Source organism: Ruegeria sp. BJ5 (assembly GCF_056537865.1).
On record NZ_JBQFSH010000001.1, the window covers coordinates 303,065 to 317,565 of the forward strand.

A 14,501-nucleotide genomic window follows, 5' to 3' on the forward strand; every position below is an offset into this window, starting at 1 on the left:
CGCGGGCGGAACTTCGGAACATTGGGCATGACAATAGAAGGATTGTGCGATGGGCACTCTGGATATCGATTTCGTTCGGGCGCAGTTTCCGGCTTTTTCCGAACCCAGCCTGAAAGGGCAGGCATTCTTTGAGAACGCGGGCGGCTCCTATACCTGCAAACCCGTTCTGGATCGGCTGACCCGCTTCTATACCCAGCGCAAGGTTCAGCCATATGCGCCCTACGAGGCCAGCCGTCTGGCGGGCGAAGAGATGGACGAGGCACGTGCCCGGATGGCGGCTCTGCTGGGCGTGGACACCGACGAACTGAGCTTTGGCCCTTCGACCACGCAGAACACCTACGTACTGGCGCAGGCATTTCGGCAGTGGATGAAGCCGGGTGAAGCGATCGTAGTGACCAACCAGGACCATGAAGCCAACTCGGGCCCCTGGCGGCGCCTTGCCGAGGACGGCATCGAGGTTCGCGAATGGGAAATCGACCCGGAAACCGGTTCGCTGAATCCGTCCGATCTGGAAAACCTGCTGGACGACAAGGTGCGGCTGGTCTGCTTTCCCCACTGTTCGAACGTTATCGCCGAGATCAACCCGGTCACCGAAATCACTGCGATCGCGCATGCGGCCGGGGCATTTGTCTGCGTGGATGGTGTTTCCTACGCACCGCACGGCTTCCCGAACGTGGGGGACCTTGGGCCGGATATCTACCTGTTCTCTGCCTACAAGACCTACGGACCGCATCAGGGCTGCATGGTGCTCCGGCGCACGCTGGGCGAGCTGCTGCCCAATCAGGGGCATTTCTTCAACGGAGACGTGCTGTACAAGCGGTTCACACCGGCCGGCCCGGACCACGCTCAGATTGCCGCCAGCGCCGGCATGGCCGACTATGTCGAACAACTCTGCGACCACCACGGCGGCCCATCTTCGGGGGCTTCCGCGCGTGGTGCTTTTGTCCACGACCTGATGCGTGGGCACGAAGTTGAGCTTCTGCAGCCGGTTCTGGACGCGCTCAAGGATCGCAACGCGGTGCGCCTGATCGGCCCGTCCGATGCCGAACGCCGGGCTCCGACCGTGGCCTTGGCCGTCAACCGCAACGCGGAAAGCGTGGCGGCTGATCTGTCCAAACACGGCATCATGGCCGGCGGTGGTGATTTCTATGCGGTTCGCCCGCTGACCGCCATGGGTGTCGATCTGGAGCAAGGTGTTCTACGGGTAAGTTTCACCCACTACACCTCGCGAAACGAGATCGACCAATTGCTCGAAGCATTTGACCGGGTTTTGTGATCCGGTAACAGTTCCGCCCCGTAGACATATGAAAACGGGGCGGAAATGGACAAAGAGCAGTCACCAATCATTTTGTGGTTCCGGCGTGATCTGCGCCTGAGTGACCATCCGGCTTTGGCTGCGGCCGCGCAGACAGGGCGACCTGTGATTCCTGTTTTCCTGCGCGATCAGCTGGTCGATGACTTGGGCGCGGCTCCGAAATGGCGGCTGGGCCTCGGCCTTGCCGCATTGTCTGACGGCCTCGAGCGCAAGGGCAGCAAGCTGATCCTGCGAAGCGGCCCGTCGCTGGCCGCGCTTGAAGACCTGATACGGGAAACGGGGGCAACTGATGTTTATTGGTCGCGGGCCTATGATCCCGAATCCATCGGGCGTGACACTCAGATAAAGGCTGCGTTGTCCGCGCAGGACGTATCCGCCAAGTCTTTTGCCGGGCATCTTTTGTTCGAGCCATGGACGGTCGCCACACAGGCGGGTCAGCCCTTTCGTGTTTTTACGCCCATGTGGCGGGCTGTGCGCGGGAGAGAGGTCGACGCTCCCAAGCCTGCACCGTCGCGGATCGCGGCACCCCGATCATGGCCGCAGTCGGACGTGCTTGAGGCCTGGAACCTTGGCGCGGATATGCGTCGTGGCACGGTGGTCGTTCGGGCTCATGTCGAACCGGGCGAGGCCGCCGCATTTGCGCAGCTGGACGAATTCACCGAACGGCTCGACGCGTATCCAGCAAAACGCGACGATCTGGGCGATGACGGCACATCGGGACTGTCCGAGTACCTTTCGTTGGGCGAGATCAGCCCGGCAACCATCTGGCACCGGGTCCAGAGCGCAGGGTTTTCCGGTTCATCCGGGGCCGAGGGCTTCTTGCGCCAACTCGTCTGGCGCGAGTTCGCATATCACCTGATGTACCACACACCGCATCTACTGAGCGCGAACTGGAAGCCGGAATGGGATGCGTTTCCGTGGAACACCGACTCCGAGACCCCCGAGGTTCGAGCCTGGACAATGGCGCGAACAGGGATACCGGTGATAGATGCGGGCCTACGGCAGATGTATGTCACCGGGCGGATGCACAACCGCGTCCGAATGATCGTCGCCAGCTACCTGACCAAGCACCTGATGACGCACTGGAAGATCGGCATGGATTGGTTTGCGGACTGTCTGGTCGATTGGGATCCGGCAGCGAATGCCATGGGGTGGCAGTGGGTTGCGGGGTCGGGGCCGGATGCCTCGCCGTTCTTTCGTATCTTCAACCCGCAGACCCAAGCCGAGAAGTTTGACCCCACGGGCGCCTATGTCCGCCGGTGGCTGGCCGAAGGACAAAAGAACCCACCCGAGACGGCGCTTGCCTATTTCGATGCGGTGCCGGTGTCATGGGGACTGTCTCCGACGGATGCCTATCCTGATCCGGTCGTTGATCTGAAGGTTGGGCGACAGCGGGCGCTTGCCGCCTACGAAGGCCGAAAACACCAGTAAGGAATTGAAAACTTGCCAGAAACGGAATCCCGTCCTAGCCTGCTCCGACCACCGCACAGGGGAGAGCGGATGATCCTGACGACGACAGAGGGGCAGAAAAGCCTGCCCAGATATTTTTCGCAGGTCTTCAAGATGCTGCAGCGAATGGAGTCCGGACGGCTGGACATCGCGCTGCCGGACGGGCGCATTTTTCGCAACGAAGGCGCCAAGCCCGGACCTGTCGCCCGCGTTGATATTCACGACCCGGATGTATTCGCGCGGCTGATCCGTGAAGGCGAGCTCGGCTTTTCCGACGCCTACCTTGAGGGTGGGTGGAGCACACCTGACCTGCGCGCCTTCATGGATCTTGTCCATCTGGGCACCGAGACGGTCTATGATGATTTCACTGGCAAGTTTTTGGTTCAGGCCTATGAGCGCCTGCGGTTCTGGCTGCACCGGAACAACCGAAAGCAGGCCAAAAAGAACATTTCGTACCACTATGATCTGGGCAATGATTTCTACAGCCTTTGGCTGGACGAGACGATGACCTACTCCAGCGCGCTGTTCGAAACCGGTCAGGAAAGTTTGGAAAAGGCTCAGACGGCCAAATATGCCAGCCTGGTCGACGAGATGGGAGCAAAGCCGGGCGACCACATCCTTGAAATTGGCTGCGGTTGGGGTGGCTTTGCCGAATACGCCGCCAAGGAAAGAGACCTCAGGGTCACAGGCCTGACCATCAGTCAGGAACAGTTGAAGTATGCGACGCAACGTATAGAAAAAGCTGGACTTTCGGACAGAGTAACCTTCAAGCTGCAGGACTATCGCGACGAGCGTGGGCAGTATGACGGCATTGCGTCGATCGAGATGTTCGAAGCTGTTGGGCAAAAGTACTGGCCGGTTTATTTTCAAACGGTCCGCGACCGGTTGAAGCCCGGCGCACGGGCCACGCTTCAGATCATCACTGTGGCCGACCGCCGCTGGGACGTTTACAAGAACGGTGTTGATTTTATTCAGAAATACATCTTTCCGGGCGGCATGTTGCCAGCCCCGACGGTGCTGAGGCAGGAAATCCAGCAGGCCGGTCTGGATGTGGTCAAGTCGAAGGAGTTCGGCCCAAGCTATGACCTGACCTTGCGGCGCTGGTACGACACGTTCAACCATAAATGGGACCAAGTGGCTGCAATGGGCTTTGATGAGCGTTTCCGCCGCATGTGGAATTATTATTTGACCGCCTGCGGCGCAGCCTTTGACACGGGCAATTGCGATGTGACACAGATCACCGTAGCAAAACCCAACTAACACACGGAAATACCGGAATGCCGACAGCCTCACGTCTTGTTGCCGCGCTCAGTCTCATGGTGGTGGCTTTCCTTGTGTCCGGCATGATCATCGACAACGGCGAAGAGGGAAAGGACTACGGCTACTTCACCTATGTGAACCTGGTCCTTGGTTTTTTGTGTGGTTGGGTCATCATGGGCAAACGGGCGGGCCGAGGCTGGACTGCAGCCGTGAACAATGGCCTGACCGGAGTGGTTTCTCTGGTGTTTTGGGGCCTGTTCGTCCAGGGCACGTACGAGATGTTCCGGCTTGCGATGCGTCACCGCTATGACGGGCCATTCGAGGCATTGCTGGCCATCTTCCAGATCGGAGTGGATTTCGGCAAGCAACTGATCTCGCCCGAGATCATCGCGACCTTGGCGATTGGTGCGCTGCTGTCCGGCCTGTTTACCGAAGGCGCCTCGCGGCGCTGGAACTGACGCCCTAGTCACGAGCCTACGATGACCAATCTGTTTTTCTACGGCACATTGCGGTATTTGCCGCTGCTTGAACTTGTTTTGGGTCGCTCGGGACAGGATCTTGCGGCCGAGCCGGCGATGCTGCCGGACCACGCGGTTCACGCGGTGCGGGACCAGGCCTTTCCGATGATCCTTGAGGCGCCCGGCGCAGCGGCACAGGGTATCTTGGTGCAGAACCTATCTACGCAAGACATCGAACGGTTGGCCTTCTACGAAGGTGGGTTCGACTATGACCTGCACGTCAAAGAGGTCGTCCTTGAGGGCGGATCGCCCGTTTCCGCCCAAGTCTTCTTTCCCGCCCCCGGGTTATGGACGCCGGCCGATCCCTGGTCGTTGGAACAGTGGGTGTCCGAGTGGGGTGCGATGACCCTTTTGGCTGCGGATGAGGTCATGGGGTATTTCGGCAAGGTCGATGCCTCTCGGATCGCGCGCAGCTTTCCCGCCATTCGTACCCGGGCCTGGGCCAAGCTTGCGGCGCAGCAACGAAAAACCGGGGATGGACGCAGCGCCGGCGATGATGTGATCGTGCACCGCCACACGCGCGCATACATCGACTATTTCGGGATGGAAGAAATCGAACTGCAGCACCGCCGATACGATGGATCGATGGGGCCGGTTCTCAATCGGAATGGTTTGATGCAGGGTGCTGCGGTCGTAGTGCTGCCGTATGATCCCCTGCGCGATACGGTCCTTTTGGTTGAGCAGTTCCGAACCCCGGTATTCCTGATCGACGACCCCGAGCCGTGGATGTGGGAGCCGGTCGCCGGCATGATCGATCCCGGAGAAACCCCTGAACAGGCGGCCCACCGGGAAGCCATGGAGGAGGCGCAGGTGTCGTTCTCGCGGCTCGAATATGCAGGCGGCGCCTATTCTTCGAGCGGATCGTCCACCGAATTCATCCAACTGTATGTTGGGATTGGAGACTTGACCGCCTCGATCAACAATGGTGGCTTAGCAACCGAGGGGGAGGACATTCGCAGCAGGATTCTGCCGTATGCCGAATTCATGGATATGGTTGACCGGCATGTCTTCAAGGACCTTCCACTTTTGTCCCTAGCGCATTGGTTGGCACGCAACCGCGATCGGTTGCGGGGATGACTATCCCGCCTTGTGGTCGGCGCAGGGCACCTGTACATCTGCGAAAACGCCAATTTACAAGAGGGTGCCATGCGCATTGCACGAGACCTTGCTGACGCCGTAGGAAAAACTCCGTTGATCCGGCTGCGCCGTGTCAGCGAAGAAACCGGGTGCGAAATCCTTGGGAAGGCCGAGTTCATGAACCCCGGTCAGTCGGTCAAGGATCGCGCGGCGCTGTTCATCATTCGCGACGCCATTGCGCGCGGCGATCTCAAGCCCGGCGGGACGATTGTCGAGGGGACCGCGGGCAACACGGGTATTGGTCTGGCGCTGGTCGGCGCGTCGATGGGGTTCAAAACCGTGATCGTCATCCCGGAAACCCAATCGGAAGAGAAGAAGGACATGCTGCGCCTCGCCGGGGCTCAACTGGTTCAGGTTCCCGCCGCACCTTACCGGAATCCCAACAATTTTGTGCATTACTCGCGGCGGCTGGCCGAGCAGTTGGCCAAGACCGAACCCAATGGCGCGATTTGGGCAAACCAGTTCGACAACGTCGCGAACCGTCAGGCGCATGTCGAGACCACTGGGCCGGAAATCTGGGAGCAGACCGACGGCAAGGTCGACGGATTCATCTGCGCGGTCGGATCGGGCGGAACGCTGGCCGGAGTGGCCGAGGCTTTGCAGCCCAAGGGCGTCAAGATCGGTATCGCCGATCCGATGGGTGCCGGTCTCTATTCCTATTACACGACGGGTGAAATCGCGATGGAGGGTGGCTCAATCGCCGAGGGGATCGGCCAGGTCCGCATCACCAAAAACCTTGAAGGGTTCAAGCCCGACCACGCCTACCAGATTACGGACAACGAAGCGTTGCCCTATATCTTCGACCTTCTGCGCGAAGAGGGGTTGGTCATGGGTGGGTCCACCGCAATCAACATTGCCGGCGCTGTGAGACTGGCCAAGGAAATGGGTCCGGGTCACACCATCGTCACCGTGTTGTGCGACTATGGCACGCGCTACCAGTCGAAACTGTTCAACCCCGACTTCCTGCGTGAAAAGGAATTGCCGGTTCCAGAGTGGATGACCGAGGCCCCGCGCAGTATTCCGGGTGTTTTTGAGGACGTATGATGCTGCGGCAGTTTCTGGTTTTACTGGCATTTGCGTTTGTGGTCGCCATTGGGGTCGCAGGCGGAGCCTCGGCGCAGCTGACCGACCGTCAGAGCGAGTACTACCAGGGATGGCTCAGCACCGCCGAGCGTGCTGAGAAGGTGATCGAAGCCAATCGGGCATCCAATGCTTCGATGGAGAAATTGCGTTCTGAAATAAGTGGTTATCGGGACGACTTCAATCGCGCGCGAAGTGCGAATACAGACCGCATTCAAACGCTGGAAAGCCAGCTCAAGGCATTGGGGCCCAAACCCGATGACGGATCTTCGGAATCCGAAGATATCGCCAGCTTGCGAGAGAACCTCGAGCAGCAACTCAACAGCCTGAAGGTACCGCGGATCATCTCGGAAGAGGCCTACAGCCGCGCCAACGGCCTGATCAGCGAAATTGATAAGATCATCCGTGAACGGCAGCGGAAAGAGTTTCTTGAGCGCGGGCCATCGCCGCTCAACCCGGCGCATTGGGCACCTGCCTGGGTGGACGTGACCGAAGCGGGCCGTGCGTTGATCAACGAGACGAAGGCCAACATGCGTTCGGCCCTTGTCCGCGAAAAGCTGAAAGAGAGCGGACTTGCCATCGGTATTCTGCTCGCGGTGGCCGCGATCCTGCTGCTGTTCGGGCGATCATGGTCAGAGAAAGCTGGGGACTATCTGCGGCGGTTCGGAGGCTCCGGGCGTGGCGTATGGACATTCGTCGTGTCGCTGTTCCGGATCATCCTGCCATGGTTCGGGGTTGCCATCATCGTTCAGGCGGTGGTCATGACCGGAATTCCGGGGTTGCGCGGCACATTGCTGATCCAGGAAATTCCGTATTGGGCCGCGATCATCCTGTTTTACGACTGGATTGGCCGTCAGGTCTATTTGATGGGCGAAGAACGGGGTTTCAAAGTCCTGTCGGCAAATACGATCAAGGAACTGCGGGTTTATCTGGATCTGCTCGCGCTGATGCTGATTCTGCATGAACTTGGCCAATTGTTCGAACGGATCGAAAACACCTCTGAGGCTACTCGCGCCGTCGTCAGCTTCCCGGTGATACTCGTGACAGCCCTGTTGCTGCTGCGGATCCGCCAAATCCGCCGCCCCGAAGGATCTGAGGACGAGCCTGAGCAGGGCCAGTCAGCACGGGCTGCCGGGTTCAGTCAGCTGGTCGAACTGCTCCGCCGTGCGCTGTTTTTCCTGGGCATCGCAAGCGTTGTTCTGGCTGCCATCGGCTATACAAATGCCGCCGAGGCGATCGTGTTCCCATCGGTCAAAACGCTGGTCCTGATAACGGCCATCGTCATCTTCCAGCGGTTCATCAGCTCGATCTATGGCTGGCTGACGGGGCAGGGCGACGCGGCCAGCGACTCGTTGTTCTCGGTGCTCGTCGGGTTCGCTCTGGCCATTCTGTCGTTGCCGATTCTAGCGCTGTATTGGGGCGCGCGCGACTCGGATCTGCGCGAGGCGTGGTCCCGCCTTCTGATGGGTTTTGACATCGGCGGCGTGACGATCTCGCCCAGCAACTTCCTGACTTTCGTGGCCGTATTTGCGATCGGTTACATGCTGACCAGACTGCTGCAGAGCGGTTTGCGCAACTCGTTACTTCCCAAAACCAGCATCGATCCGGGTGGGCAGAACGCGATCGTCGCTGGCACGGGCTATGTGGGAATTTTCCTTGCAGCACTGGCCGCGATCATTGTCGCGGGCTTTGATCTGTCGTCACTTGCGATCGTCGCGGGTGCGTTGTCTGTGGGCATCGGTTTCGGATTGCAGACAATCGTGTCGAATTTTGTTTCGGGCATCATCCTGTTGGTCGAACGGCCGATTGCCAAAGGGGACTGGATCGATGTCAACGGGATGATGGGTTATGTGCGCGACATCTCGGTACGCTCGACGCGGGTGGAAACCTTTGACCGGACCGATGTGATCGTTCCGAACTCGGACCTGATCAGCGGTGTGGTGACCAACTATACCCGCGGCAATACCATCGGACGGGTCATCGTTCCGGTTGGCGTCGCCTATGGGACCGACACCCGAAAGGTCGAGAAGATCCTGGGCGAAATCGCGAATGCGCATCCGATGGTGTTGGCCAACCCGGCACCCAACGTCGTGTTCCAGGGGTTTGGCGCGGACTCGCTGGATTTCGAAATCAGAGCGATCCTGCGTGACGTGAATTGGGTCCTGTCCGTAAAGTCGGACATGAATCACGAAATCAACCGGCGCTTCACCGAAGAAGGGATCGAGATTCCATTCGCACAGCGCGATCTCTGGCTGCGGAACCCCGAGGTTTTGGTGCAACCGGCCAACAAGGCAGCGAAGCCCCAACAGCCGGATCAACAGGAACCTGTGAAGACCGACGACTCAAGCGCGGCGCCGATGGACCTGACCGAGGCCGACATGGACGGAGACAACGGCGAAGAGCTGTAGTCATAGGACTACAGCACCATCTCCCCGGCTGGCCGAGACCGAAGCGACCCCGCTCAATCGTTTGGGGTGGGGGCGCTTCAGGCAACTTGCGTATCCCTTGGATTTCCGCGCAATCGGCCCTTGCAAATCCCTGTTCGTTGGTCCAAATATCGCCGGCACGGAGAGGTGGCCGAGTGGTCGAAGGCGCACGCCTGGAAAGTGTGTAGGCGGGAAACCGTCTCCAGGGTTCGAATCCCTGTCTCTCCGCCATTCACCTTGAATACCCACAGTTTTTGCGCACCGCGCGGGATCGGCAGTGCTTTGGCCCGGACACCTTGGGCGAACATGTGTTGTGCGCTGGGATCCATACTGCCGGGCGGTGAGGCGGTGTACCGGGATTGTTACGTATCGGGGAACTGCACGGCCAGTTCTGTGCTTTTAGGGACGGCTTGGCAGGTCAGAACTTCACCGCGTGCGATGTCGTTCTGATCGAGGGCCATGTGCGCCCGCATTTGAACCTGACCCTCTGTCCGATTTGCGCGGCATGCGCCGCAGACGCCTGACTGGCAGCTGAAGGGCGGCGCCAGTCCCGCTGCAATGGCGGCCTCCAGGATCGTTTGCCCGGCCTCAATAGGCACATCGCGAGTTTCCCCATCAAGCGTTACTCTTGCTGTGGCCGCCATGCCGGATTGGTTCGTGTCCTGAGCTGGGTTGGCGCCGAAGCTTTCCATGTGGATGCGTGCATCGGGCACATCCAGCACGTTCAGCGCTGCCCGGACGTCTGCGTTCATGCTGCCAGGGCCGCAGATCCAATACTGGACGTCCTGCGCGATGGGGGGCGTCTCGTCGATTGCCGCCTTGATCGCATCCGCGTCAACACGGCCGGTTCGCCACGGGCTGAACCAGCTCAACATCGATCGGGCAGACAAGACATGGCGCAGGGTGAACCGGTATGGGTTGGCCTCGACGAGGGTATCCAGCGTTTCCCGAAACAGAATCTCATTCTCGGACCGGTTGCCGTAGATCAGATGGGCGACGGAATGTGGCTCGTGATCAAGCACGGCTCGGATCATCGCATAAAGCGGAGTCAGCCCGCTGCCCGCGCCAAAAAAGTAGTGGGTGCGTCGTGCAGTTGCGTTGGGTTCCAGCGTGAAGCGGCCAAAGGGTGGCATCGCCTCGACCGTATCTCCGGCGCGCAGGGCGTCGCCGATATGGTTTGACACCAACCCTCCTGAAAGGCGTTTCACGGTGATCCTCAGCGCTTCGTTTGGCGGGTTGGAGATGGTGTAGCAGCGTCGCTGCTCTTTCCCGCTCAGGCCGAAGCGCAGTGTCAGATGTTGGCCGGGGGACCAGCGAAACAGCTCGGTCAGGGCTGGTGGTACGTCCAGCACGACGGTGGTTGCTTCGCCACCGATTTCAGGCCGGATTTCAGCCACGGACAAGGGAAAGAATTTACGGGTCACGAGTGGTCCTTTCCTGAGCAAAAGACGGCCATCTTCAGTCAGCGATAATCCTTGGTGGTGTCCAGCGCGCGGATCACCCATTTTCCGCCTTTTCGTTTCAGCGAAAAGCGGTCGGTTTGCCTCATCGCACCTGCGTGACCCTGCCAGTCGTAGTTGACTGTGGTGACCGCTGTTGCTGTGGCGCTGCCCGGCTCTTCTGTAGTCACGATCCGCGGGGGTGAGCGGTCTGTTTCCACATATCCCTGCAGCGCTAGGACAGTTTCAAAGCCGGGGTCGCCCTTTCGCTGGGCCCAATCGGCCACCGAATAGCTAAAGTGATTATCCGGCTGGCCCTGACCATATTTTACGGTGATCGTGTGGATCGCTTCGGGATCCCAGTCGCTCCACGCGATCTGAGAGTTGGGGACAGATAGCTGACGTTCGGCAACCGCCTTCGGGTCGCTGCCGGGCGCGGCGAGAGCCAGTCCGCCTGCCAGGGCGATCCCAACCAAGCTGGCAAGAATGCGAAGTCTCACAGGATGACCTTTGGGTTCTGGGCAGTTGGGCGCGGGATGATTGGTGCCGGCCCAGGGATGGCGTTTGGGGAGAGTGTTTTGGGCCTGGTCATGTCTCGGCCTCAGCTTTCGTCATGAAGTCCATAACAACTTGCTGATGCTGCAAAACCGGGCCTTCTCCGACAGAGGCGGGGCCGACTTCAAACAACGGGCTTGCCAAGGATTTCTGTTGCTGTTCGCAGGCATAGACATCTTCGGTCGTGAAATCGCCCGAGGCCATCGGATCATCTTTGCCCAACGCGTGGTCGCCTTTGTATTTCGTGCCACCGAAGTCACGCCAGAACGCGTAAGATGACCATTGCTGCCGCGGGTACTCCCACGCCGACGCGCTGGCGCATCGGGTGCGGTTTTCCACTCGCGTTCGGTCGGGCGCGAGTGGCGTGATGATGAAGATGTTCCAGCTGTCTTCACTGCCAGCCAAGCCAATGCCCGGAAACAGCATCGGCACCCAGGCGCCAACGTGCGGTTTCGGGATTACTCGCGGAGTGGGCAGGTTTTTCTCGAGCGCGCGGGCATAGTCTGACGCGGGCGGCTCCCAAAAATGATAGTGTGGACCTTTCCAGCCGTATTCTGCGCGACCGTGGTCATACATGTGAAGCGTGTTCGAATGCAGGTGGCTCAGGTGGAAGACGTCGATGTAGTTCTCAACCACGATCTTCCAGTTGGCGCGGATCTCATAGCTTTGGCGGGCTTCGCCGTATTCGACCAATTCTTCGGGCTTGTGCGGGCCCAGCAACGGATCCACGGGCCCGAACCACTCCGCAAGGCTCGGCGCCTGCGGGTTAGGGTGTACGAAGATCATCCCGCGCCAGAGATCGACGCTTGCGGGTTTCAACCCGAGGCAAGATTTGTCGATGCCGCCAGGATATTCGCGGTCTTCATCCGGGACCGAGATCAGGTTGCCTTCCAGATCGTAGGTCCAATCGTGATAGGGGCAGGTCAGTGCCTTCTGTGTTTTGCCCACTGCACGGATCAATTGGGTTCCGCGGTGACGGCAGATGTTGTGGAACGCCCGCAGCCGACGGTCGCGCCCCATTACGACGAAGATGTTGTTCAAACCCGCCTGTACCGAGATGTAATGTCCGGGCTCGGGTACATCCTCGGCAAACCCGGCATATCTCCAGGTGCGAGAGAAGATCAGTTCTTGCTCGCGGCCGTACCAGTCCTGCGCTGTATAGGCAGAGGCGGAAAGCCGGTGATACATTCGTGTCATGAAAACCTCTCAGACCAGTCAGGCCGGATAGTCGGCCGGTGCGATGTCGGCGGTAACCATCAGGCCGCCGAAGACCATCCAAAGAACAGTAACGGTCCAGAACAGGAGTGGATCGGTTTCGCGGTTGACGGTATTGATCAGGAAAGCTTGGCCGCTGCGGATCGACGGTATGGCCCACCAGAGGAATACCAGCCCCCAGGGCCATTGGAGCCCCAGCCATGTGGCCACCAAAAAAACGGGTAGGGCTGCGTAGTTGATCAGTCTGGGGAGATTGATCATGCGTCACTCTCCAAGCTTGCAAGCAACGCCAGCGCCGCCGCTTTCAGATCGTCGCGCCACTGAGCTGGCGGTGAAATCGGGACAAGCGCGTCGATGTTCTGAGCGCAAGCGGTTACTCCATGGGCGACGGCCCGAATGCGTTCGGGAGGTGCCGATGGATAGGCGCGGGCCAGATTGCCTTCGATGACGGCCAGAAAGTCGGCGTAGCTTTGGGTCAGTTTGGGGCCCAGGTCAGGAATGCGTTCTGCGGCCGTTGCCAAAGCCTGCCAAGCCAGCATCAGCCGGGGATCATGGCCGTGCCCGTCGTCAAACAGGGCATCAATCAACTCAGATGGCTCACCCTGCGACCCGAAGTGAACCGAGACCGCCTCTGTAACTTCGGCAAAAGCGTTGATCACGTGGTCTGCCAATGCCGCCGTCATGTCATCCCGGTTTCCCAAGTAGTGGCGCAACAAGGGCCGTTTGACACCAGCCTCTGCCGCGATGCGTTCTTGTGTTGCGCCTTCCAATCCGAAACGGGCCACACAGGTCAGATAGGCATCGAGTATTTCAGCGGATCGTTGGTCTTTGAGCGTGGGTCGGGGCATTGGGGCTCCTTTATTGTCAAATTTGACAAATAACTACAGCGTGAGAGTTGTCAATAATGAAAATTAACAAAGCAGGGTTGAAGACAGGCCAAAATTAGCCTGTCCCTGCTCAGGATTTGGCATGATGGGATGGTCGTCCGTGTCGGGTCTCGTCAGATCATACGACCGTTTCGCGCAACTGCGTCCGCGACGACGTTCTCCCACGCGGAGTAGACCCTCTCTGGAGAAAGAAGCGCCCTTAACTCATCGGATTCGTTTGCCATTCCCGCGCGGGCCGTCGGGTCATTGATCAGACGAATGGCGGCTTCTGCCAGTCCAGTTACGTCGCCGGTCGGTACCAGATAGCCATTTCGCCCGTGGCGGATGAATTCGGACGGACCATAGTCACAATCGAATGAGACGACCGGGATCCCGCTGACGACAGCTTCGGCGACAACATTGTGAAACCCTTCATACAGCGAAGACCCAACCACGATATCGGCGTCGTTTGCCCATTCTCCGACCCGGGCCGTATTGCCGGGCAAATGAACGCAACCCTCAAGACCGAGAGACTTGCGCAACCGCTCGAGTGGGGGACGCTCGGGGCCTTCACCATAGATCGTCAGGGTGGTCCATGGGCACTCGGCATGGATCTTGGCCATGGTCTCCAGAAGAAGGTGAAAACCTTTCTGCGGCACCAGGCGACCAACCGAGACCAGGTGACGCGCTTTTTCGGAGTTCGACACCTGCGCCCGTGTGAAGGGCTCGATCGGGTTCGGTATGACCCGACCGCGACGGCGGAGCGGGCCAGGCAGATCCTCCAGACCTTTTTGTGTCAATGCAACGACAGCCTTCGACCTTCGGCCCAGAACGGATTGCAATCGCGCCCATCCGGGGTGTGCGTCCTGTAGACGTGGGTTGTTCCGTTCCGAAATGATGACCGGCAGCTTGGAGTCCAATGTGGCGATCAGGGTAACTACATTCACTTTGGTCAGAAACGAAATCACGACATCGGGGCGTAGGTCGCGAATGACCGAACGTACGTGCGTGATCCTGTTCAACTGTCCGCGCCTGCCTGATAGCGCACTGGTCCGCACTTTTTCATTCATCGAGAAATAGGGACCGTTTTCCGGCATGCTGAACGCCGTTGCGTGAACCTCGCAACCGCGTTCCACGAAATGGTTCGACAACATGGCGATGACTTTTTCCGCACCACCCGGACCGAACCCTGCCTGCACAAAAAGCAGCTTTAAACCATTCAACGACACAGTCCCCCGCCG

Annotated in this window: 13 protein-coding genes and 1 tRNA gene; 8 read left to right on the forward strand and 6 right to left on the reverse strand. The window is 59.3% G+C overall.

Annotated elements, in window-relative coordinates:
- Positions 1–49: 49 nt before the first annotated feature.
- The 8 genes from ACR0NY_RS01465 to ACR0NY_RS01500 all read left to right on the forward strand — a co-directional run bounded on the left by ACR0NY_RS01465 (position 50) and on the right by ACR0NY_RS01500 (position 9,416).
- The gene (locus ACR0NY_RS01465) at positions 50–1,276 is read left to right on the forward strand and encodes an aminotransferase class V-fold PLP-dependent enzyme (RefSeq protein ID WP_170368352.1); all 1,227 of its coding nucleotides are present in this window, start codon (positions 50–52) and stop codon (positions 1,274–1,276) included.
- A gap of 45 nt (positions 1,277–1,321) precedes the next feature.
- Positions 1,322–2,746: a cryptochrome/photolyase family protein gene (locus ACR0NY_RS01470; protein ID WP_170368353.1), complete on the forward strand. Its 1,425-nt coding sequence runs from the start codon at positions 1,322–1,324 to the stop codon at positions 2,744–2,746.
- Between the two features lie 69 nt (positions 2,747–2,815).
- A complete protein-coding gene (locus ACR0NY_RS01475; RefSeq protein ID WP_170368354.1) occupies positions 2,816–4,024 on the forward strand; it encodes an SAM-dependent methyltransferase in 1,209 nt (402 codons plus the stop codon).
- Between the two features lie 17 nt (positions 4,025–4,041).
- Positions 4,042–4,482, forward strand: a complete 441-nt coding sequence (locus ACR0NY_RS01480; RefSeq protein ID WP_093961876.1) for a TrgA family protein — start codon at positions 4,042–4,044, stop codon at positions 4,480–4,482.
- Between the two features lie 21 nt (positions 4,483–4,503).
- Complete coding sequence (locus ACR0NY_RS01485; RefSeq protein ID WP_170338937.1) at positions 4,504–5,619, forward strand: NUDIX domain-containing protein; 1,116 nt, start codon at positions 4,504–4,506, stop codon at positions 5,617–5,619.
- Positions 5,620–5,688: 69 nt separating this feature from the next.
- The gene (locus ACR0NY_RS01490) at positions 5,689–6,723 is read left to right on the forward strand and encodes a cysteine synthase A (RefSeq protein ID WP_170338935.1); all 1,035 of its coding nucleotides are present in this window, start codon (positions 5,689–5,691) and stop codon (positions 6,721–6,723) included.
- On the forward strand, positions 6,723–9,167 hold the full coding sequence (locus tag ACR0NY_RS01495) for a DUF3772 domain-containing protein (RefSeq protein ID WP_170338933.1): 2,445 nt from the start codon (positions 6,723–6,725) through the stop codon (positions 9,165–9,167). The genes ACR0NY_RS01490 and ACR0NY_RS01495 overlap by 1 nt, the downstream gene beginning before the upstream one ends.
- Before the next feature lie 159 nt (positions 9,168–9,326).
- Positions 9,327–9,416: transfer RNA gene (locus ACR0NY_RS01500), tRNA-Ser, on the forward strand.
- Positions 9,417–9,547: 131 nt separating this feature from the next.
- Here the strand turns inward: ACR0NY_RS01500 and ACR0NY_RS01505 are convergent.
- The 6 genes from ACR0NY_RS01505 to ACR0NY_RS01530 all read right to left on the reverse strand — a co-directional run bounded on the left by ACR0NY_RS01505 (position 9,548) and on the right by ACR0NY_RS01530 (position 14,483).
- A complete protein-coding gene (locus ACR0NY_RS01505; RefSeq protein WP_170368355.1) occupies positions 9,548–10,609 on the reverse strand; it encodes a 2Fe-2S iron-sulfur cluster-binding protein in 1,062 nt (353 codons plus the stop codon).
- Between the two features lie 38 nt (positions 10,610–10,647).
- The gene (locus ACR0NY_RS01510) at positions 10,648–11,100 is read right to left on the reverse strand and encodes a hypothetical protein (protein WP_217354840.1); all 453 of its coding nucleotides are present in this window, start codon (positions 11,098–11,100) and stop codon (positions 10,648–10,650) included.
- A 112-nt stretch (positions 11,101–11,212) separates the two neighbouring features.
- Entirely contained in the window at positions 11,213–12,376 is a 1,164-nt protein-coding gene (locus tag ACR0NY_RS01515) for an aromatic ring-hydroxylating oxygenase subunit alpha (protein WP_170368357.1), read from the reverse strand.
- A gap of 18 nt (positions 12,377–12,394) precedes the next feature.
- Positions 12,395–12,655 carry a hypothetical protein gene (locus ACR0NY_RS01520; RefSeq protein WP_170368358.1) on the reverse strand — a complete coding sequence of 87 codons (261 nt, stop codon included), beginning with the start codon at positions 12,653–12,655 and terminating at the stop codon, positions 12,395–12,397.
- Complete coding sequence (locus ACR0NY_RS01525) at positions 12,652–13,242, reverse strand: TetR/AcrR family transcriptional regulator (RefSeq protein ID WP_170366994.1); 591 nt, start codon at positions 13,240–13,242, stop codon at positions 12,652–12,654. Before ACR0NY_RS01525 ends, ACR0NY_RS01520 begins: the two co-directional genes overlap by 4 nt.
- A 152-nt stretch (positions 13,243–13,394) precedes the next feature.
- A complete protein-coding gene (locus tag ACR0NY_RS01530) occupies positions 13,395–14,483 on the reverse strand; it encodes a glycosyltransferase family 4 protein (RefSeq protein ID WP_170338924.1) in 1,089 nt (362 codons plus the stop codon).
- Positions 14,484–14,501: the final 18 nt, after the last annotated feature.

Coding starts and splice junctions, on each gene's coding strand:
- ACR0NY_RS01480 (WP_093961876.1), top strand. CDS start 4,042: ATGCCGACAGCCTCACGTCTTGTTGCCGCGCTCAGTCTCATGGTGGTG.
- ACR0NY_RS01495 (WP_170338933.1), top strand. CDS start 6,723: ATGCTGCGGCAGTTTCTGGTTTTACTGGCATTTGCGTTTGTGGTCGCC.
- ACR0NY_RS01490 (WP_170338935.1), top strand. CDS start 5,689: ATGCGCATTGCACGAGACCTTGCTGACGCCGTAGGAAAAACTCCGTTG.
- ACR0NY_RS01470 (WP_170368353.1), top strand. CDS start 1,322: ATGGACAAAGAGCAGTCACCAATCATTTTGTGGTTCCGGCGTGATCTG.
- ACR0NY_RS01520 (WP_170368358.1), bottom strand. CDS start 12,655: ATGATCAATCTCCCCAGACTGATCAACTACGCAGCCCTACCCGTTTTT.
- ACR0NY_RS01465 (WP_170368352.1), top strand. CDS start 50: ATGGGCACTCTGGATATCGATTTCGTTCGGGCGCAGTTTCCGGCTTTT.
- ACR0NY_RS01515 (WP_170368357.1), bottom strand. CDS start 12,376: ATGACACGAATGTATCACCGGCTTTCCGCCTCTGCCTATACAGCGCAG.
- ACR0NY_RS01475 (WP_170368354.1), top strand. CDS start 2,816: ATGATCCTGACGACGACAGAGGGGCAGAAAAGCCTGCCCAGATATTTT.
- ACR0NY_RS01485 (WP_170338937.1), top strand. CDS start 4,504: ATGACCAATCTGTTTTTCTACGGCACATTGCGGTATTTGCCGCTGCTT.
- ACR0NY_RS01525 (WP_170366994.1), bottom strand. CDS start 13,242: ATGCCCCGACCCACGCTCAAAGACCAACGATCCGCTGAAATACTCGAT.